We start from the raw sequence: 20,791 nt of genomic DNA, 5'->3' as shown, positions 1-20,791 counted from the left end.
TGATGAACAGGATTACCCATTACTTCAAGAGCCTGCTGCTGCTCGAACTGCTGGCCGGCCTTTGGCTGACGCTGAAGTACAGCGTCAGGCCGAAGTACACGATGATGTACCCGATGGAGAAGTTCCCGCAGTCGCCGCGCTTCCGTGGCCTGCATGCGCTGCGCCGCTATCCCAACGGTGAAGAGCGCTGCATCGCCTGCAAGCTGTGCGAGGCGGTCTGCCCGGCGCTGGCCATCACCATCGATTCGGCCAAGCGCGAGGACGGCACCCGCCGCACCACCCGCTACGACATCGACCTGTTCAAGTGCATCTTCTGCGGCTTCTGTGAGGAAAGCTGCCCGGTGGACTCGATCGTCGAAACCCACATCCTCGAGTACCACTTCGAGAATCGTGGCGAAAACATCGTTACCAAGCCGCAGCTGCTGGCCCTGGGCGACCGTCTCGAGTCCGAGATCGCCGAGCGTCGCGCCGCCGATGCCGCTTACCGCTGAGGTCGAGAGATGGATTGGGTAAATATCGCTTTCTGGGTCTTCGCCATCGTGGCCGGCATCTCCGCCGCGGCGGTGATCAGCGTGCGCAACCCCGTGCACGCCGTTCTGTGCCTGGTGCTGACCTTCTTCTCCGTTGCCTGCGTGTGGCTGCTGGTGGGCGCCGAGTTCCTCGGTGTGGCGCTGGTGCTGGTCTACGTCGGCGCGGTGATGGTGCTGTTCCTGTTCGTGGTGATGATGCTTGACATCGATCCGTCGAACCTGCGTGAGGGCTGGGTGCGTTACCTGCCGGTGGGCCTGGTCGTGGCCGTGGCGATGCTGGTGCAGATGCTGATGCTGATCGGCGTCAAGGGCAGGGCGGTCAACCCGTTCCCGGCCGACAATGCCGCCGCTCTGGCCGCTGACACGTCCAACGTCACCTGGCTGGCCCGCAGCCTGTTCACCGAGTACCTGCTGCCGTTCGAGTTTGCCGCCGTCATCCTGACCGTGGCCGTGGTGGCCGCGGTGATGCTGACCCTGCGTCGCCGCGAAGGCCTGAAGACCCAGAACCCGACGCAGCAGACCATGGTCAAGGCGCACGATCGCCTGCGCGTGGTCAAGATGAGTGCCGAGCAGCCGGTGGTGCACAGCAACAGCACGCCTGCGGCGGGCGAAGAGGAGACCAAGGCATGATCACTCTGGGCCATATCCTGGCGCTGGGCGCGGTGCTGTTCTGCATCAGCCTTGCCGGCATCTTCCTCAACCGCAAGAACATCATCGTGCTGCTGATGTCCATCGAGTTGATGCTGCTGTCGGTGAACATCAACTTCGTCGGATTCTCGCGCCAGCTGGGCGATCCATCCGGCCAGCTGTTCGTGTTCTTCATCCTGACCGTCGCCGCTGCCGAGGCCGCCATCGGCCTGGCGATCCTGGTGACCCTGTTCCGTACCCGCCGCACGATCAATGTCGGCGAAGTCGATTCGCTGAAGGGCTGATCCACAGATGGAAATCACTCTCTCCAAGAGTCTGTTGATCGCAGTGGTGCTTGCACCGCTGTTCGGCAGCATCATCGCCGGCCTGTTCGGTCGCCAGGTCAAGCGCTTCGGCGCGCAGACCATCACCATCCTCGGCGTTGCGGTTGCGTGCGGCCTGTCGATGTACACGCTCTACCAGCTGCTGTGGGGCGGGGCGCAGCCGTTCAACCAGAACGTCTACACCTTCTTCGAAGTCGGCCAGTACTCGGCCCACGTCGGTTTCATGGTCGACAAGCTGACCGCGATGATGATGGTGGTGGTGACCTTCGTGTCGCTGCTGGTCCACATCTACACGATCGGCTACATGCAGGACGATCCGGGCTACCAGCGCTTCTTCAGCTACATCTCGCTGTTCACCTTCTCGATGCTCACCCTGGTGATGAGCAACAACTTCCTTCAGCTGTTCTTCGGCTGGGAAGCGGTGGGCCTGGTGTCGTACCTGCTGATCGGCTTCTGGTTCAAGCGCCCGACCGCGATCTTCGCCAACATGAAGGCGTTCCTGGTCAACCGCGTCGGTGACTTCGGCTTCCTGCTGGGTATCGCCGGCGTGCTGTGGGTGTTCGGCACCCTGGACTACTCCGAGGTGTTCTCGCAGGCCAGCATGCTGGCCGACCCGCGCGCCCAGCTGCAGATCTGGGACGGAACCCTGTTCGGGATGCAGCTGCTGAACGAGCCGGTGATCTGGTCGATCGCCACCCTGATCTGCATCTGCCTGTTCATCGGCGCCATGGGCAAGTCGGCCCAGGTCCCGCTGCACGTGTGGCTGCCGGATTCGATGGAAGGCCCGACGCCGATCTCGGCGCTGATCCACGCCGCGACCATGGTGACCGCCGGTATCTTCATGGTCACCCGCATGTCGCCGCTGTTCGAGCTGTCGCAGACCGCGCTGGACTTCATCCTGTTCATCGGTGCCACCACGGCCTTCTTCACCGGCCTGATCGGTATCGTGCAGAACGACATCAAGCGCGTGGTCGCGTACTCGACGCTGTCGCAGCTGGGCTACATGACCGTGGCGCTGGGTGTTTCGGCCTATTCGGCTGCCGTGTTCCACCTGATGACCCACGCCTTCTTCAAGGCGCTGCTGTTCCTCGGCGCCGGTTCGGTCATCATCGCCATGCACCACGAGCAGGACATGCGCAAGATGGGCGGCCTGCGCAGGTACATGCCGATCACCTTCATCACCATGTGGATCGGTACCCTGGCCCTGGTCGGTACGCCGTTCTTCTCCGGCTTCTACTCGAAGGACACCATCATCGAGGCCGCCGAGATCCATGCCCATATCCAGGGCAGCTGGGTGGCCACCTATGGCTACTGGGCGGTGCTGGGCGGCGTGCTGGTGACCAGCTTCTACAGCTTCCGCCTGCTGTTCATGACCTTCCATGGCAAGGAGCGCTTCCGCGACGCGCATGACGATCATGGCCACGGCCATGACGATCACCATGCCGCTGATGCGCACCATGCCGACGCCCACCATGACGACCACGGTCATGGCCACGGCGCGCACGAGCCGCACGAGACCCCGTGGGTGGTCACTCTGCCGCTGATCCTGCTGGCCATCCCGTCGATCGCCATCGGCTTCTTCAGCATCGGTCCGATGCTGCACGGCACCGACTGGGCCGGCCACCACGCCCATGAGGCGATCAAGGGCCAGGCGACCACGTTCTTCACCGGCATCGTCGACTTCTACGATCCGGCCAAGAACACCGTGGCCTTCCTCGGCGAGGAGTTCCATGGCCCGGTGGCGTTCGCGCTGCACGGCATGATGCTGCCGCCGTTCTGGCTGACCCTGGCGGGCTTCCTGCTGGCCGCGTTGTTCTACCTGTGGAAGCCGGACCTGTCGGGCAAGGCACGCAAGGCCTTCGCCCCGCTGGTGTCGGTGCTGGAAAACAAGTACGGCTTCGACAAGCTGTGGATCGATGGCTTTGCGGGTGGCAGCGTCAAGCTCGGCAGGGTCTCGCGCTGGATCGACAGCAACATCGTCGACGGCGTGGTCAATCTCTCGGCACGTGTTGTGGACGTCGCAGCCGGCGTGCTGCGTCGTACCCAATCCGGTTTCCTCTATCACTACGCCTTCGCGATGATCATCGGCCTGATTGCCCTGCTGGGCGTGCTGATGCATTACCTGCGTTGATGACCTGTACGGAATAAGAAGACGTGTCGAACTGGCCTCTACTCAGTGTCCTCATCTGGCTGCCGATCATCGGTGGTGCCCTGATCCTTGCGATCCGTGATGCTCAGACCGCCCGCTGGGCGTCGCTGGGCGTGGCGGTGCTGACCTTCGTGGCGAGCCTCTCGCTGCTGGGCGGCTACAACCCGGGCATCGATGGCCTGCAGTTCGTCGAGACCCATGCGTGGATCCCGGCGTACAAGATCGGCTACAACCTGGGCGTGGACGGCATCGCCGTGGCGCTGATCCTGCTGACCACCCTGGTCAGCGTGCTTGCCCTGATCGGTGCCTGGAGCGCGATCGACAAGCGCGTCAACCAGTACGTGGCGGCCTTCCTGATCCTGGAAGGCGTCACCGTCGGCATCTTCGCTGCGACGGACGCGATGCTGTTCTACGTGTTCTTCGAAGCGATGCTGATCCCGATGTTCCTCATCATCGGTGTCTGGGGTGGCCCGCGTCGCATCTACGCCGCACTGAAGTTCTTCCTCTACACCTTCCTCGGCTCCGTGCTGATGCTGGTGGCGCTGATCTACCTGTACATGAAGGGCGGCAGCTTCCAGCTGGCCGATCTGTACGCGCTGCCGTTGACGGCCAAGGAGCAGACCTGGATCTTCTTCGCCTTCCTGATCGCCTTCGCGGTCAAGGTGCCGATGTTCCCGGTGCACACCTGGCTGCCGGATGCGCACGTGGAAGCGCCGACCGCCGGTTCGGTGATCCTGGCCGCCATCGCGCTGAAGATCGGTGGTTACGGCTTCCTGCGCTTCAACCTGCCGATCGTGCCGGATGCTTCGCTGGAGTGGGCCTGGCTGGTGATCGCGCTGTCGCTGATCGCGGTGATCTACGTTGGCCTGGTCGCCCTGGTCCAGGACGACATGAAGAAGCTGATCGCGTACTCGTCGATCGCGCACATGGGTTTCGTCACCCTGGGTACCTTCATTGCCCTGTGGCTGGTGCGTGAAGCCGGCAACGTCGATGCGGCCCGCCTGGGCCTGCAGGGCGCGATGGTGCAGATGATCTCGCACGGCTTCGTGTCGGGTGCGATGTTCTCCTGTGTCGGCGTGCTGTACGACCGCATGCACAGCCGCCGCATCGCCGATTACGGCGGCGTGGTCAATGTGATGCCCTGGTTCGCCACCTTCGCCATGCTGTTCTTCATGGCCAATGCGGGCCTGCCGGGCACCAGCGGTTTCGTCGGCGAGTTCATGGTCATCCTGTCCGCCTTCCAGCGTAACCCGTGGATCGCCCTGGGCGCGGCCACCACCCTGATCATCGGTGCGGCCTACACCCTGTGGCTGTACAAGCGCATCTTCTTCGGCGAAGTGGCCAACAGCCATGTCGCCGAACTGAAGGACATCAACGGCCGCGAATGGCTGGTGCTGGGCGTGTTCGCCATCGGCGTGCTTGCCCTGGGCATCTACCCCAAGCCGCTGACCGACCTGATGGAGCCCTCGATCGCGAAGCTGGCGATGCAGATCGCATCCAGCAAGCTGCTGTAATTCCAGGATTTGATGATGACCACCTCGCCGCTGCTGCCATTGACCGCTGCTGACCTGCCTCCGCTCGCCCCCGAGCTGGTGCTGATCGGCAGCGCCTTCGCCCTGATGATCCTCGACCTGTTCGTCAGCGAGCGGAACAAGATCGTCACCCACCTGTTCTCGGTTGCTGCACTGGCCGTCGTGCTGTTCATGCTGGCGACCGGCGTGGGCGGGCAGGGAGAGGTCTTCCATGGCATGTTCGTGCGCGATACCGCCGCGGACGTGATGAAGACCGGGATCGTGCTGCTCAGCGGCCTGACCCTTGTGTACGGCTGGCGCTACCTGCGCGACCGCAACCTGTTCCAGGGTGAGATCCCGGTGCTGATCCTGTTCGGCACGGCCGGCATGATGATCCTGGTCTCGGCCGGCAGCCTGCTGATGGTCTACCTGGGCCTGGAACTGCTGGCGCTGTGCTCGTATGCGCTGGTGGCCAGCAACCGCGACAGCGGCCTGGCCTCGGAAGCGGCGATGAAGTACATCGTGCTCGGTTCGCTTGCCTCCGGCCTGCTGCTGTATGGCATGTCGCTGATCTACGGCGCCACCGGCAGCCTGCACCTGGACGTGATCCGCGATGCCATCCCGCATTCCGAAGAGCGCGTGCTGCTGATCACCGGCGCGGTGTTCATGATCGCGGGCGTGGCCTTCAAGCTGGGTGCGGCACCGTTCCACATGTGGCTGCCGGACGTCTACCAGGGTGCGCCGGCGCCGATCGCGCTGTTCATCAGCTCGGCACCGAAGCTGGCTGCGTTCGGCATGGCCTACCGCCTGCTGGAAATGGGCGTGGGTCCGCTGTCGACCGAGCTGCAGCTGCTGATCGCCGGCCTGGCCGCCGTATCGCTGGTGATCGGCAACCTGATGGCGATTGCGCAGAGCAATCTCAAGCGCATGCTGGCGTTCTCCACCGTCTCGCACATCGGCTTCCTGCTGATGGGCATCGCCGGTGGTGGCTCGCAGGGCTACGCTGCCGCGCTGTTCTATGCGCTGGCCTACGCCATCATGTCCACCGCTGCCTTCGGCGCGATCATCGCGCTGTCGCGTGCCGGCTTCGAGGCCGAGAACATCGAGGACTTCAAGGGCCTGAACGCCCGCAACCCGTGGATGGCCGGCCTGGTGCTGTGCATCATGGCGTCGCTGGCGGGCATTCCGCCGTTCCTCGGCTTCTGGACCAAGCTGGCGGTGCTGGGTGCGGCCGTCAACGGCGGCCTGCTGTGGCTGGCGATCCTCGGCGTGCTGTGCGCAGTGGTCGGCTGCTTCTACTACCTGCGGGTCATCAAGGTCATGTACTTCGATGAGCCGGTGGGCGAGGCCATTCCGCGCAGCAACGACCGCGTGCTGGGCCTGGTGCTGGGCGTGAACGCGCTGGCGCTGCTGGCCCTGGGCCTGGCCTGGAACCCGATCATGGTCTGGTGCCAGCAGGCTTTTGCGCATCTTGCATAAAAGTTGACACAAAGCTGCGCGATTCGTGTAATATGCGCAGCCTGAGTTGTCACTGCAGCGGTTCAGCCAGAACATCGTTGCGACATCCCCCTCGTCAGGGTGGGGCAGCAGCTCAAACACTTCCGGTGCGGGGTGGAGCAGTCTGGCAGCTCGTCGGGCTCATAACCCGAAGGTCGCAGGTTCAAATCCTGCCCCCGCTACCAACATCAGGCCGGCGCCATCCGGCTTGATGAATGAGGGAAAGCTTGCATTTATTGCAGTTATGCCTCATGATTCCGCTTCTGATGCGGGGTGGAGCAGTCTGGCAGCTCGTCGGGCTCATAACCCGAAGGTCGCAGGTTCAAATCCTGCCCCCGCTACCAAGTAAAGAGATCGCCTTCGAAGTCCTGCTTCGAAGGCGTTTTTCTTTGAGGTCTGTGTGCTTTCCACGTGTTCGGGGTCAGATCCCTTTTTCCGTGGAAAAGGGATCTGACCCGGGTCCCTGCCTTGCACCAGCGCGGTGCAGCCGCTATCATCATCGGCCTAAGCAGTACCCCTGAAGGCGGCGCTCCCCTGGGGAGACCTCACCCGGAAGGAGGGCTCGCAACATGCCTTCGCGGCGTGCTGCAACCGGAATCCAGTCACCGGAGTCTTTCCGGAAAAAGGGGCCCTGCGGGCCCTTTGTCGTTTCCGGGGCGTCATGTTCATGCCGGCCATGGCCGGCACCCAACCAAGAGATCAAGGCAGGCTGTGAGCGACAAGGCAACCGACATCGCGAATCTGCTCGCCCCGACCGTTGTGTCGCTGGGCCTGGAGCTGCTGGGCGTTGAGTATCTGCCGGCCCCCGGCGGTGCGACCCTGCGCCTTTACATCGACGTTCCGCTGGCTGAACAGCCCGAGCGCATCATCAATGTCGACGACTGCGAGCGGGTCAGCCGCGAAGTGTCGGCGCAGCTGGACGTCGAAGACCCGATCAGCGGCAACTACACGCTGGAAGTGTCCTCGCCGGGCGTCGATCGTCCGCTGTTCAACCTGGAGCAGTTCACTCGCCACCTGGGGGAGTCGGCCAAGGTCACCCTGAAGCTGCCGCAGGACAACCGACGTCGCCTGCAGGGCCGTATCGAAGCGACCGACGAGGCTGCGGGCACCATCACCTTCATCGTCGACAAGGCCGAAGTGGTCGTGTCGGCGGACAACATCGACAAGGCACGGATCCTGCCCGACTGGGTGGCGCTGGGGCTGGCCCCGAGCAAGCCGACCGGTCCGGCACCGAAGCGTCCGAAGCCGAACAAGAATTCTTCTTCCAACGAGCCGGCGGCAAAGAAGCCGCGCGCGGAGTGAGCCAATGAGCAAGGAACTGTTGCTGGTAGTCGACGCGGTCGCCAACGAGAAGGGCGTGCCGCGTGAAGTGATCTTCGATGCCATCGAGGCCGCCCTGGCCTCGGCAGCGAAGAAGCGCTATCCCGACGAGGAAGTGCTGACCCGCGTGGTCATCGACCACAAGGATGGCAGCTACGAAACCTTCCGTCGCTGGGAAGTGGTGGCCGATGACGTGGTCATGGAGTCGCCCGACCGCCAGATCCGCCTGATGGACGCCATCGATGAAGCCGAGGGCGTGGACGTCGGCGATTACATCGAAGAGCAGATCGAGAACCCGGACTTCGGCCGCATCGCCGCCCAGGCCGCCAAGCAGGTGATCGTGCAGCGCGTTCGCGAAGCGGAGCGCCAGCAGGTCGTGGATGCATGGAAGGACCGCGTCGGCGAGCTGATCACCGGTGTGGTCAAGCGTGCCGAGCGTGGCAACATCTACGTCGACCTCGGCGGCAACGCCGAAGGCTTCATCCCGAAGGACAAGGGCATTCCGCGCGACGTGCTGCGCGCCGGTGACCGCGTCCGCGGCTACCTGGCCGAAGTGCGCTCGGAGCCGCGTGGCCCGCAGCTGTTCATCAGCCGCGCCGCGCCGGAGTTCATGATCGAGCTGTTCAAGCTGGAAGTGCCGGAAGTCGGTCAGGGCCTGGTGGAAATCAAGGCCTGTGCCCGCGATCCGGGCGACCGCGCCAAGATCGCCGTGCTGGCCCACGACCAGCGCACCGATCCGATCGGTGCCTGCATCGGCATGCGCGGTTCGCGCGTGCAGGCGGTGTCCAACGAGCTCAATGGCGAGCGCGTGGATATCGTGCTGTGGAACGACAACCCGGCCAACTTCGTCATCAATGCGATGGCGCCGGCCGAGGTGCAGTCGATCATCGTCGATGAGGACAAGCACTCGATGGATCTGGCCGTTGCCGAGGACCGCCTGGCCCAGGCGATCGGCAAGGGTGGCCAGAACGTGCGCCTGGCCAGCCGCCTGACCGGCTGGCAGCTCAACGTGATGACCCAGGACCAGGTCACCGCCAAGTCGGAGGCCGAGCAGGCTTCGGCCCGCCAGCTGTTCATGGACAAGCTGGAAGTGGACGAGGAGATCGCCGGCATCCTGGTCAGCGAAGGCTTCGGCACCGTCGAGGAAATCGCTTATGTCCCGGTCGGCGAACTGCTGGCCGTGGAAGGTTTCGACGAGGATATCGTCGAAGAGCTGCGCGCTCGTGCCCGCGATGCGCTGCTCAATGAGGCCCTGGCAGTCGAGGAAGGCCTTGAAGACGGCCAGCCGGCGCAGGACCTGCTGTCCCTGAAGGGCATGGACGAAGCCACCGCGTATGCGCTGGCCGGCCACGGCGTGCGCACCAGCGAGGATCTCTCCGATCTGGCCGCCGACGAGGTCGTGGACTTCGGCATCGAAGGGCTGGACCAGGAGCGCGCCGCCGCGCTGATCCTGGCCGCGCGTGCCGAGGAGATCGCCCGACTGGAACGCGGCGAATGAGCCGGCAATGAACAGGGCCCTGAGCCGCTCAGGGCGTAGAATCCGCGCCACCTCCAGATGCGGGGGGGCGCCCACAAGATCATAGGATCCGAATGTCGCAGCAAACCACCATCCGCAAGCTTGCCGAACTGGTCAACACACCGGTCGAAAAACTGCTTGAACAGCTGGCCGGTGCCGGCATGAAGTTCAGCGGTCCCGACCAGGTCGTGACCAGCACCGAGAAGGTGAAGCTCCTGGGCTTCCTTCGTCGTTCGCACGGCAAGCCCGAGCAGGCGCCGGAAGAGACCGATCAGTCTGCAAAGAAGATCACCCTCAACCGCCGTAAACAGCAGGAAGTGACGGTCAATTCCGGTCGCAGCAAGACGACCGTGAATGTCGAGGTGCGCCAGAAGCGTACCTACGTCAAGTCCGATGGTGGTCGTGCGATGACTCCGGACGAAGAGCGCGCCGACATCCTGCGCAAGCTGGAAGAGTCGCGCGCCCGCAACCTCGCCGAACAGCAGGCATTGGCCGAGAAGGACCGTCTGCGCGACGAGGCCATCGTCCGTGCACGCGAGGAAGAGATTGCCGCCAAGGAGCGTGCCGAAGCCGAGAAGAAGGCTGCAGAGGAAGCAGCGGTTGCCGCCAAGGCCGCCGAGGCGCTGGCCGCCAGCCAGCCGAAGACGCGCGCTCCGATCGACGAAACCGCACCGCGTCCGCCGCGTACCCCGGCCGCAGCCCCGGCTGCCCCGCGTGGCGCTCCGCCACGCAGCGAGGACCGCAACAACCGCAGCGCGCCGCGCAACGAGCGTGGCCCGGGCGATCGTTTCTCCGGCCAGATGCACCTGTCGGCCGCCGACCGTGCACGTCGTGGCAACAGCAACAGCACGACCCGTGGTCGTCCGGGCGGCCGGAACCAGGCCGGCGGCCGTCGCGACATGTCGCGCGGTGGCAGCAACGCCGGTCCGCATGCCTTCGAACGTCCGACCGCACCGGTCGTGCGTGAAGTGGCGATCGGCGACACGATCACCGTGGCCGACCTGGCGCAGAAGCTCGCGCTGAAGGGCGGCGAGGTGGTCAAGGCGCTGTTCAAGATGGGCGTGATGGCCACCATCACCCAGTCCATCGACCACGACACGGCGGCGCTGGTGACCGAGGAACTCGGCCACAAGGCGATCCGTGCCAACGACAACGACGCCGAAGACGCACTGCTGGCATCGACCGGTGAAAACCAGGGCGAAGCCGTGCAGCGCCCGCCGGTGGTCACCATCATGGGCCACGTCGACCACGGCAAGACCTCGCTGCTGGATTACATCCGCCGCACCAAGGTCGCCACCGGCGAGGCCGGCGGCATCACCCAGCACATCGGTGCGTACCACGTGGATACGCCGAAGGGCGTGATCAGCTTCCTGGATACCCCGGGCCACGCAGCCTTCACTTCGATGCGTGCCCGCGGTGCCAAGCTGACCGATATCGTGGTGCTGGTGGTCGCTGCCGATGACGGCGTGATGCCGCAGACCAAGGAAGCGATCCAGCATGCCCGTTCCGCCGGCGTGCCGCTGATCGTGGCAATCAACAAGATCGACAAGTCCGACGCCGATCCGATGCGGGTCAAGAACGAACTGCTGACCGAGCAGGTCGTGGCCGAAGACTTCGGTGGCGACACCCAGATGGTGGAGATCTCGGCCAAGACCGGCCTGGGCATCGACGACCTGCTGGACGCCATCTCGATCCAGGCCGAACTGCTGGAGCTGAAGGCTGTCGATGAAGGCCGCGCGTCCGGCGTGGTGATTGAATCGTCGCTGGACAAGGGCCGCGGCCCGGTCGCCACCGTGCTCGTGCAGCAGGGCCGCCTGAAGAAGGGCGATTACCTGGTGTGCGGCATCCAGTACGGCCGCGTGCGAGCGCTGTTCGACGAAACCGGCAAGCAGCCGGAGTTTGCCGGCCCGTCCATCCCGGTGCAGGTCCTGGGCCTGTCCGGCGTGCCGGAAGCCGGTGACGACTTCGTGGTGGTGGAGGACGAGCGTCTGGCCAAGGACGTTGCCCAGCAGCGTGAGACCAAGCGCCGCGAGTCGCGCCTGGTCGCCACGGCGGGCAGCCGGATGGAAGACATCATGGCGACCCTGGGCAAGGGTGAGGGCCAGCAGGTCCTCAACCTGGTCATCAAGGCCGACGTGCAGGGTTCGGTGCAGGCGCTGAGCCAGGCCCTGGTCGCGCTGTCCAACGACGACATCCGCATCAACGTGATCCACTCCGGCGTGGGCGGCATCACCGAGTCGGACGCCAATTCGGCTGCCGCCTCCAAGGCCACCGTCATCGGCTTCAACGTGCGTGCGGATGCTTCGGCCCGTCGCATCATCGAATCCAACGGCGTGGACCTGCGTTACTTCTCGATCATCTATGACGTGATCGATCAGGTGAAGCAGGTGGCCTCCGGTCTGCTGGGCGTGGAGATCCGCGAAGAGATCATCGGTATCGCCGAGGTCCGCGATGTCTTCCGCAGCTCCAAGCTGGGCGCCGTCGCCGGCTGCATGGTCATCGAAGGCGTGGTCAAGCGCAGCAAGCCGATCCGCGTCCTGCGCGACAGCGTGGTGGTGTTCGAAGGCGAGCTGGAATCGCTGCGTCGCTTCAAGGAAAACGTCGAGGAAGTCCGCAACGGTACCGAATGCGGTATCGGCGTGAAGGCTTACAACGACGTCAAGCCGGGCGACCAGATCGAGTGCTTCGAGCGCATCGAAGTGCCGCGTACCCTGTAATGCTGCAATGGACCGGCCCTCTCGGGCCGGTCCGCCCCTGGTGGCGCCCGACCCCGGTCGGGCCGTCTCTCCCGGTAGGGCCCGACCTTGGTCGGGTCACATTCAATTCAAGAGCCCGACCGCGTGCCCAAGACTTTCCATCGAACCGACCGTGTCTCCGCCCAGCTGCGCCGTGAACTCGGCACCCTGGTGCACAACGCCGTGCGCGAGCACGGGTTGCCCTCGGTGAGCGTGTCCGACGTGGAAATCACTCGCGACATGGCCCATGCCAAGGTCTTCGTCACCGCGCTGATGCCGGAACGTTCGGCCGAAGCGGTGGCCGGCCTGAAGGAACTGGGCTATCGCCTGCGCATGGACCTGGCCCGGGCGATGAAGCTGCGTCACGTGCCGGAGCTGCATTTCCATTACGACGACTCGGTTGATCGGGGCGAGCACATCGACAACATCCTGCGCGATCTGCCCGACACCGTGGCTGCCGAGAAGCGCCGCGAAAGCGACGAAGAATAACCGCGCGACGCCGGGCATGCCCGGCGTTGCTGCATTCCGGCTGCGCGATGTCTGATGCAGGCCGCGCCGCGCGCTTGCCGGGCATGGTCCGGCGCTACACCCGTATCTGTCATGACCCGAATTCAGTTCCGCCGCCTGGACGGCATCCTGCTGCTCGACAAGTCGACCGGCATGAGCTCCAACGCTGCCCTGCAGGTGGCGCGCCGCCTGTTCCGTGCCGAGAAGGGCGGGCATACCGGCAGTCTCGACCCGCTGGCCACCGGCCTGCTGCCGTTGTGCTTCGGCGAGGCGACCAAGATCGCCGGCCTGCTGCTGGGCTCGGCCAAGGCCTATGACGCCGAGATCGTGCTCGGCCAGACCACCGACACCGATGACGCCGAAGGCGAGGTGCTGCTGCAGCGCCCGGTGCCGCAGATCACTGCTGACGTCCTGCAGGCCGCGCTGGCACCGCTGACCGGCAGCATCCGCCAGCGGGCCCCGATCTATTCAGCGCTGAAGCAGGGAGGCGAGCCGCTGTACGTGAAGGCCCGCCGCGGCGACGCCATCGAGGCGCCGGAGCGGCAGGTCCAGGTGCATGCCATCGAGGTCCTGGAACGGCAGCCCGAGCGGCTGCGCCTGCGCGTCACCTGTGGCTCGGGTACCTACATCCGCAGCCTGGCGCGTGATCTCGGCGAGGCGCTGGGCTGTGGTGCGCACATCAGCGCCCTGCGCCGGCTGTGGGTGGAGCCGTTCCGCGAGCCGGCGATGGTCACCCTGGACCAGCTGCGGGCCATGGTCGAAACGGGCGACCTGGCGGCCATGGATGCGCTGCTGCTGCCGCTGGCCGACGGTCTGGCCGGGTATCCGCGGGTCGAGCTGGACGCCGGCCAGACGCAACGGTTCTGCATGGGGCAGCGGTTGCGCGATGCCGGCTGGCCGCGCGGTCTGGTGGCGGTGTTCGGTCCGGACGCCGCTGTCCAGGGCCTCGGTCAGGTCGATGACAGTGGCCTGTTGGCCCCGCAGCGCCGCTTCAACCTCTGAGCAGGGCGGGGCGGTTCAGCCCCGGTCCTTGTCCCCGGAGCCCCTGGCCGTTACAATTTCGCGGCCATTTTCTGGCAGCCTGCCCCGCGCAGGTTTCATCCCTGTAGTCCACGGCGAGCCTGGCGGTGCGCGAAGCGCGTTCCTGCCGGCCACGCATCACTGAGAAAAAGACATGTCGATCGACACCCAGAAGGTCATTGAAGACAACAAGCGCAGCGCCGCCGACACCGGCTCCCCGGAAGTCCAGGTGGCCCTGCTGACCGCCCGCATCGAACTGCTGACCGGCCACTTCAAGACCCACAAGAAGGATCACCACAGCCGCCGCGGCCTGCTGCAGATGGTCAACCGCCGTCGCAGCCTGCTCGACTACCTGAAGAAGAAGGACGTCGAGCGTTACAAGGCCCTGATCGAGAAGCTTGGCCTGCGTCGCTAAGCAACGAATCCCCCGCGGCGCAGCGATGCGCCGCGGTTTTGTTTTGTAGTACCGCAATCCCCGATTCAGGCCGGAACGATCCGGTCACCCGCTGGCGGCAAGGGTCGCCGACGGTCCAAATTCGCAGACAGCATCCCCAAGGACACCCTCCGTGGCAAAAATCACCAAAACCTTCCAGTACGGCAAGCACACCGTCACGCTTGAGACCGGCGAAGTCGCCCGTCAGGCCAGCGGCGCCGTCATCGTCAAGATGGACGACACCGTACTGCTGGTCACCGCCGTCGCCGCCAAGAGCGCGCGCGAAGGCCAGGACTTCTTCCCGCTGACCGTCGACTATCAGGAGAAGTTCTACGCCGGCGGCCGCATTCCGGGTGGTTTCTTCAAGCGCGAAGGCCGTGCGACCGAGAAGGAAACCCTGATCTCGCGTCTGATCGACCGTCCGATCCGTCCGCTGTTCCCGGAAGACTACAAGAACGAAGTGCAGATCATCGCCACGGTGATGTCGCTGAACCCGGACGTGGACGGTGACATTCCGGCCCTGATCGGTGCTTCGGCGGCCCTGGCTCTGGCCGGCACCCCGTTCATGGGTCCGATCGGCGCTGCCAAGGTCGGTTACAAGAACGGCGAGTACATCCTGAACCCGACCGTCAGTGAACTGGCTGACTCGCAGCTGGAACTGGTCGTTGCCGGTACCTCCAACGCCGTGCTGATGGTCGAATCCGAAGCCGCGCTGCTGTCGGAAGAAGTGATGCTGGGCGCCGTGACCTTCGGTCACCGCGAAATGCAGAAGGTCATCAACGCGATCAACGAGCTGACCGTCGAAGCCGGCACCAAGCCGTCGACCTGGGAAGCCCCGGCCAAGAACGAAGCGCTGATCGCCGCCCTGAAGGAAGCCATCGGCCCGCGCCTGGGCGAAGCCTTCCAGGTGCGTGACAAGCTGCAGCGTCGCGACGCCATCTCGGCGATCAAGAAGGACGTGGTCGAAGCCCTGGCCGGCCGCGTGGCTGCCGAAGGCTGGAACCCGGCCGAGCTGTCGAAGGAATTCGGCGAACTGGAATACCGCACCATGCGCGACTCGGTGCTGGACACCAAGGTCCGCATCGACGGCCGTGCGCTGGATACCGTCCGCCCGATCTCCGTGAAGACCGGCGTGCTGCCGCGTACCCACGGCTCCTCGCTGTTCACCCGCGGCGAAACCCAGGCCATCGTGACCATCACCCTGGGCACCGCCCGCGACGGTCAGGTCATCGATGCCGTTGCCGGTGAGTACAAGGAAAACTTCCTGTTCCACTACAACTTCCCTCCGTTCTCGGTGGGTGAGTGCGGCCGCATGATGGGTCCGAAGCGCCGCGAGATCGGCCACGGTCGCCTGGCCAAGCGCGGCGTGCTGGCTGTCATGCCGTCGCTGGAAGCCTTCCCGTACACCATCCGCGTCGTCTCGGAAATCACCGAGTCGAACGGTTCCTCGTCGATGGCCTCGGTCTGCGGTTCGTCGCTGGCCCTGATGGACGCCGGCGTGCCGGTGAAGGCCCCGGTGGCGGGTATCGCCATGGGTCTGGTCAAGGAAGGCGACCGCTTCGTCGTCCTGTCCGACATCCTGGGTGACGAAGATCACCTGGGCGACATGGACTTCAAGGTGGCCGGTACCGCTGAGGGCATCTCCGCCCTGCAGATGGACATCAAGATCGAAGGCATCACCGAAGAGATCATGAAGCAGGCGCTGCAGCAGGCCAAGGCTGGCCGTCTGCACATCCTGGGCGAAATGGCCCACGGCCTGACCGCTCCGCGTTCGGAACTGTCCGACTACGCGCCGCGCCTGCTGACCATCAAGATCCACCCGGACAAGATCCGCGAAGTGATCGGCAAGGGTGGCTCGACCATCCAGGCCATCACCAAGGAAACCGGCACCCAGATCGACATCCAGGATGACGGCACCATCGTCATTGCCTCGGTCAACGCGATCGCTGCCCAGGCCGCCAAGGCCCGCATCGAGCAGATCACCTCGGACGTCGAGCCGGGCCGCATCTACGAAGGCAAGGTCGCCAAGATCATGGACTTCGGCGCGTTCGTCACCATCCTGCCGGGCAAGGACGGCCTGGTCCACGTCTCGCAGATCTCCAGCGAGCGCGTCGAGAAGGTCGGCGACAAGCTGAAGGAAGGCGATGTGGTCAAGGTCAAGGTGCTGGAAGTCGACAAGCAGGGCCGTATCCGCCTGTCGATGAAGGCCGTGGAAGAAGGCGAGGGCGCCAGCGCCGAATGATCGACCCACGGTCGATCACGGCAGGTGTCAACCCGGGTTGAGCACCGCCGCTGACATCGCTGGAATGAGAAAGCGGGCTTCGGCCCGCTTTTTCTTTGTCCGGCATCCTGAGCGGGCTTGCCGCTATGCTGTTGTCATGGACCTCCTGCGCCTGCTCGACCTGGACATCGACCGCCCGGCGCAGCGCGTGAGCCGGGCCGGTGAGGCCCTGCCCATCAGTGGCCTGAGCTGGACCCTGTTCGACGTGCTGCTTGCACACGGCACCCGTGTGGTGGATTTCGACACGTTGGCGGCCCAGGTCTGGGCACCTGCGGTGGTTGGCGAGGATGCGGTCAGTCAGCGGGTGAAACTGCTGCGGCAGGCACTCGGCGATGACAGCCGTCGGCCGCGCTACATCCGTTCGGTGCGTGGGCGTGGCTATCAGCTGTGCGCCGCACCGATACCGATGGCACCGCCGCCAGTGATCGGATCGTCACGAGGGCGCTGGTGGTGGGCTGCAGCGCTGGTGGCGGTGGGCGGGTTGGCGGTGGCGGTGCTGGCGTGGCCGGACCAGGCTCCGCCCGCCGCAGCGACGTCCCTGCTGCAGCGCGCGGACTATTACGCCGGCATCGGCCAGGCGAGCAACAACGAACGCGCGATCGCCCTCTACCGCCAGGCACTCCAGGTCGATCCCGAATCCAGTGCGGCCCGGCGTGGGCTGGCACGTGCATTGTCGGCGCAGGGATGCCTGTTCAACGGTTCTCCGCAGCAGATGCACGAAGCGCTGGCGCTGGCCAACTCCGAACGTGCACGGGCGCCGCATGACGGTGCTACGTACGCCCTGCGCGGGTATGCGCATGATTGCCTTGGGCGGATGGACGATGCGGTAGCCGACTACGTGCGCGCGATCCAGCTCGATCCTGCGGACGAGCGCACCCGCGCATCGCTGGCCTACCTGCAGCAGGAGCAGGGCCACCTGTCGCTGGCGCTGCGCGCCAACCTCGCGCTCAAGGCACCCGAACGCATCCGCTTCCGTGATGTGCAGGTGGCGCGCGAAATGGAACTGCTCGGTTTCACCCAGGCGGCAGCGCAGCGCCATGCGCGCAACTTCCAGCTTTACCCGGACAACGTGTTCGCCAACATCGCGTGGCCGCGCAGCCTGTACGTTGCCGGGGCCGCCGGGCGCGCCCGGGAGGAGCTGGCCATCGCATTGACGCGTGGCACACCACACCCCCAGCTGCTGCGCCTACAGGGAGAACTGGCATTGCTGGCCGGTGACACCGCGGCGGCGGCCGAGGCGTTCGCGACGGCGCACCGGCTGCGGCCGCAGCAATCGTTGGGAGAGACGCTGGCGGGCCTGTACGGATCGACGGCCATCGATCCGGCATGGGCACGTGCGCGATTGCAGCGCCTGCCGGCGGGGAGTGGTGATGGTTGGGCCGATGCTGCGCTCGAGCGGGCTCTGCTCTTGCAGTCGGTGGGTGATGCGAAGGCCGCCGTGGCCGCGCTGCACCAGGCGGTGGACGATGGCTTCCGCGATGCGGCATGGCTGCGTGCCACGCCGCTGTATGCTCCGCTGCGCAGCGCGCCGGAGTGGGAGCCGCTGCTGGCGCGTATCGATGCGGATGTCGCCAGGCAGCGCGCGCAGGTCCTCGCCGCCGCATGGCGACCCTCCGATCTGTCCGGTCTCAGCGCAGTGCGGGAAGCAGGAACTCAGTGAGAATCCGCCGCGACTGCGGATGGGCGAAGCTGCGGTTGTAGGCTTGGCTGGTGACTACGGCCACGGCATTCCTGTCAGGAATCAGGAAGACATAATTGCCACCGTTGCCGGACATCGCCCACACGGTCCGCTGCCTGCCCTGCACCGTCAGCTGCAGGCCCCACCATTGGTAGCCATACTCGCTGCCATCGCCAGTGCGGGCCTGTGGCTGGATCATTGCAGCGATGAAATCACGGGGAACCAGTTGCCGGCCATTGCCGCGCCCCTGATCCAGCACCAGCTGCCCCAGCCGCGCCAGGTCGCGGCTGCGGTAGCGCGTGCCGCCGCCTCCCATTCCGATGCCCTCCGGTGAACGGTTCCAGTGGCTCTCGGTGATGCCCAGCGGACGCTCCAGTGCCCGGGCGGCATAGTCCGACAGTGGCATGCCGGTGGCCCTCTCGAGCACGGCGCCGAGCACGAACGAGTCGGCCGTACAGTACGCGAAGGAACGGCCATGAGGGCTGTCCTCCGGTCGCTGCATCCAGGGCGCGAAGCCCTTCACCGGCAGGGACAGGGCGAAGTCCAGCCAGCGCTCGCTCACGTACATGCGCTCTTCGTGGCCGCTCGAGAACGGGTTCTCGTCGTCGCATTCCCACAGGCTGCTCATGGTCAGCAGATCCTGCAGGGTGATGGCGCGCAGGCGCGGGTCGACGACGTGGCGCGCGGTGAATCCGGGGAAGTAGTCGTAGACCCGGGCCTGCACGCCCGGCAGCGCCCCCTCGCCGATGGCGGCGCCGATCAGCAGTGCTGTCACGCTTTTGCTGGCCGAGCGCACATCGTGCAGGGTGCCCGCGTCCGCGCCGTTGAAGTAGCCCTCGTAGACGACGTTGCCGTCGACCTGCAGCAGCACGCTGCGGATCTGCTTGAGGTCATCGCGGGCGATGGCCTGCTCCAGGGCGGGCAGGCGGACGGAGGCGGGCGTTGCGGCGCCGGTGGTGTGGGGCATGAATGCCAGCAGCAGAAGGAGGAAGGACATCAACGGACGCATGGTCGGGCTCCATCGGAAAGGAGACTGGATTGAGCCCGGTCCTTCGCTGAAGTGCTGGAAGCGTGTCTGAAGAATTCTGAAGGGCCAGTACCGGCGACGGCAGCGCGCTGTCCTGCCGTGGGGCGTCAGGGACATGCCGATGTCATCCTGCGGGCGTCCGTGCCTGTCCAGTGGACGACATTCGATGAAGCCGCGCCGGGGCGTGATCGGTTTGCTACCGTGGCTGCGCCTTCGAACCGGGAGATCCCATGTTCCGCCAGACCCTGGCCGTCCTTGCCGTACTCGTCACCGCTGCCGTGCCCGGCGCAGTGCACGCTGCGCCGGCGCAGTCGCCGATCTTCGGCGCCTACTACCCCGGTGGCTCGGCCGGGCGCTATCCGGTTTCGAGCATTCCAGCCGAGCGCCTGACGCATCTGTTCTACGCGTTCTCCACCATCGAAGACGGCCGATGCGTGATCGGTGCGGACGCATCGAAGAACGTTGCCGAGCTGGCTGACCTGAAAAAAGCGCATCCGCATCTGCGCACGCTGATCTCGATCGGCGGCTGGGGCGCCGGTGGGTTCTCCGATGCCGCGCTGACCGAAGCCAGCCGCAGGCGCCTGGTCGACTCCTGCATGACGCTGTTCTTCGAGCGGCACGCAGGCAGCTTCGATGGCGTGGACATCGACTGGGAGTTCCCGGTCAGTGGCGGCCCGAAGGAACTGGCCCATCGTCCGCAGGACCGGGCCAACATGACGCGCCTGGCGCAGGCGTTCCGTACCGCGCTCGATACGTACGGGCGCAGGGCAGGGCAGCCGATGCTGCTGACCGCCGCGCTGGCCGCTGGCCGGCTGCAGACCGATGGCCCCTATGATCCCGCCGCCAGCTACGACCTGCCGGCGCTGGCCCGGATACTCGATTTCATCAACCTGATGAGCTACGACATGGGTACCGGTTTTTCGGCCGTGTCGACCTTCAACGCGCCATTGCATGAAGTGCCGGCCGACCCGCTGGCGCCGGAACTGCGGCGCTGGAACAACGTGGCCGGTGCGGTGCAGTACTACCGCGAACATGGCGTGCCGGCGGACAAACTGGTGCTGGGCGTGCCGTTCTACGGGCGCGGCTTCAAGGTGACCGGGGAGACTGCCGACGGCCTGTACCAGGCTTACAGTGCGCCGGCCGATGCCGGCGACTGGCGGGTGATCAAGGCGCGTTACCTCGATCAGCCGGGCTGGACCAGGCACTGGCACCCGCAGGCGCAGAGCCCGTGGTTGTACAACCCGCGGGAGAACGTCTTCATCAGCTATGAAGACCCGCGTTCGATCGGCCTGCGGGCGCAGTTCGCCCGCGAACAGGGGCTGGCCGGTGTCTTCATGTGGGAGCTGACCGGCGACGATGAACAGGCCAGCCTGCTCAACGCGATGCTGGCGCCCTGGCACAAGGCCCGCGTGGGCGATTGAAGGCGCCGCGCTCCGCCGGCATGGCCCGGCGGGGCGGTCAGTCGGCCCAGACGCTGTTGGGGTCGCCGTTGCGCCCCCCGGGGTGGGGGGCCCCCCCCCCGCGCCCCCAACCCCAACCCCAAGCCCCCGCGCCGGCGGCGCAACAGAAAACACGCCCCAGCCCCCCCCCCGCGGCCCCCCCCACCCCCGCACCCA

General features: G+C 65.6%; 16 protein-coding genes and 2 tRNA genes. 17 read left to right on the top strand and 1 reads right to left on the bottom strand.

Annotated elements, in window-relative coordinates; genetic code table 11:
• Positions 1-2 precede the first annotated feature (2 nt).
• From nuoI to ACVOMM_RS16185, 16 genes are all read left to right on the top strand, one after another.
• The gene (nuoI, locus tag ACVOMM_RS16260) at positions 3-491 is read left to right on the top strand and encodes an NADH-quinone oxidoreductase subunit NuoI (RefSeq protein ID WP_053519915.1); all 489 of its coding nucleotides are present in this window, start codon (positions 3-5) and stop codon (positions 489-491) included.
• A gap of 9 nt (positions 492-500) precedes the next feature.
• Positions 501-1,160 carry an NADH-quinone oxidoreductase subunit J gene (locus ACVOMM_RS16255; protein WP_053519916.1) on the top strand — a complete coding sequence of 220 codons (660 nt, stop codon included), beginning with the start codon at positions 501-503 and terminating at the stop codon, positions 1,158-1,160.
• Positions 1,157-1,462 (top strand): NADH-quinone oxidoreductase subunit NuoK, encoded by a 306-nt coding sequence (gene nuoK, locus ACVOMM_RS16250; protein WP_053519917.1) that lies wholly within the window; start codon positions 1,157-1,159, stop codon positions 1,460-1,462. Before ACVOMM_RS16255 ends, nuoK begins: the two co-directional genes overlap by 4 nt.
• 7 nt (positions 1,463-1,469) lie before the next feature.
• The gene (gene nuoL, locus ACVOMM_RS16245; protein WP_053519918.1) at positions 1,470-3,632 is read left to right on the top strand and encodes an NADH-quinone oxidoreductase subunit L; all 2,163 of its coding nucleotides are present in this window, start codon (positions 1,470-1,472) and stop codon (positions 3,630-3,632) included.
• Between the two features lie 23 nt (positions 3,633-3,655).
• On the top strand, positions 3,656-5,164 hold the full coding sequence (locus tag ACVOMM_RS16240; protein WP_053519919.1) for an NADH-quinone oxidoreductase subunit M: 1,509 nt from the start codon (positions 3,656-3,658) through the stop codon (positions 5,162-5,164).
• Between the two features lie 15 nt (positions 5,165-5,179).
• Positions 5,180-6,640, top strand: a complete 1,461-nt coding sequence (nuoN, locus tag ACVOMM_RS16235; protein WP_053519920.1) for an NADH-quinone oxidoreductase subunit NuoN — start codon at positions 5,180-5,182, stop codon at positions 6,638-6,640.
• A 126-nt stretch (positions 6,641-6,766) separates the two neighbouring features.
• Positions 6,767-6,843: transfer RNA gene (locus tag ACVOMM_RS16230), tRNA-Met, on the top strand.
• A gap of 82 nt (positions 6,844-6,925) precedes the next feature.
• Positions 6,926-7,002, top strand: a tRNA-Met gene (locus ACVOMM_RS16225).
• Positions 7,003-7,369: 367 nt separating this feature from the next.
• A complete protein-coding gene (gene rimP, locus ACVOMM_RS16220) occupies positions 7,370-7,960 on the top strand; it encodes a ribosome maturation factor RimP (RefSeq protein WP_053518672.1) in 591 nt (196 codons plus the stop codon).
• 4 nt (positions 7,961-7,964) lie between these two features.
• On the top strand, positions 7,965-9,476 hold the full coding sequence (gene nusA, locus ACVOMM_RS16215; protein WP_053518673.1) for a transcription termination factor NusA: 1,512 nt from the start codon (positions 7,965-7,967) through the stop codon (positions 9,474-9,476).
• Positions 9,477-9,568: 92 nt separating this feature from the next.
• The gene (infB, locus tag ACVOMM_RS16210; protein WP_065181857.1) at positions 9,569-12,211 is read left to right on the top strand and encodes a translation initiation factor IF-2; all 2,643 of its coding nucleotides are present in this window, start codon (positions 9,569-9,571) and stop codon (positions 12,209-12,211) included.
• Between the two features lie 123 nt (positions 12,212-12,334).
• Complete coding sequence (gene rbfA, locus ACVOMM_RS16205; protein WP_053518676.1) at positions 12,335-12,718, top strand: 30S ribosome-binding factor RbfA; 384 nt, start codon at positions 12,335-12,337, stop codon at positions 12,716-12,718.
• A gap of 111 nt (positions 12,719-12,829) precedes the next feature.
• Positions 12,830-13,738: a tRNA pseudouridine(55) synthase TruB gene (truB, locus tag ACVOMM_RS16200; protein ID WP_481526501.1), complete on the top strand. Its 909-nt coding sequence runs from the start codon at positions 12,830-12,832 to the stop codon at positions 13,736-13,738.
• 172 nt (positions 13,739-13,910) lie between these two features.
• Entirely contained in the window at positions 13,911-14,171 is a 261-nt protein-coding gene (gene rpsO, locus ACVOMM_RS16195) for a 30S ribosomal protein S15 (protein WP_005417886.1), read from the top strand.
• A gap of 151 nt (positions 14,172-14,322) precedes the next feature.
• The gene (gene pnp, locus ACVOMM_RS16190) at positions 14,323-16,431 is read left to right on the top strand and encodes a polyribonucleotide nucleotidyltransferase (RefSeq protein WP_053518678.1); all 2,109 of its coding nucleotides are present in this window, start codon (positions 14,323-14,325) and stop codon (positions 16,429-16,431) included.
• A gap of 136 nt (positions 16,432-16,567) precedes the next feature.
• On the top strand, positions 16,568-18,130 hold the full coding sequence (locus tag ACVOMM_RS16185; RefSeq protein WP_481526500.1) for a winged helix-turn-helix domain-containing protein: 1,563 nt from the start codon (positions 16,568-16,570) through the stop codon (positions 18,128-18,130).
• Here ACVOMM_RS16185 and ACVOMM_RS16180 read toward each other — a convergent pair.
• On the bottom strand, positions 18,099-19,145 hold the full coding sequence (locus ACVOMM_RS16180) for a serine hydrolase domain-containing protein (protein ID WP_227255344.1): 1,047 nt from the start codon (positions 19,143-19,145) through the stop codon (positions 18,099-18,101). The genes ACVOMM_RS16185 and ACVOMM_RS16180 overlap by 32 nt on opposite strands.
• Positions 19,146-19,405: 260 nt before the next feature.
• On the opposite strand from ACVOMM_RS16180, the gene ACVOMM_RS16175 reads away from it, so the two are divergent.
• Positions 19,406-20,596 (top strand): glycoside hydrolase family 18 protein, encoded by a 1,191-nt coding sequence (locus ACVOMM_RS16175; RefSeq protein WP_263175193.1) that lies wholly within the window; start codon positions 19,406-19,408, stop codon positions 20,594-20,596.
• Positions 20,597-20,791: the final 195 nt, after the last annotated feature.

The sequence above is a fragment of the Stenotrophomonas sp. STEN009 genome (genome assembly GCF_056760395.1).
The sequence above is the reverse complement of the archived record's forward strand: the minus strand, read 5'-3'. Positions and strand labels throughout refer to the sequence as shown.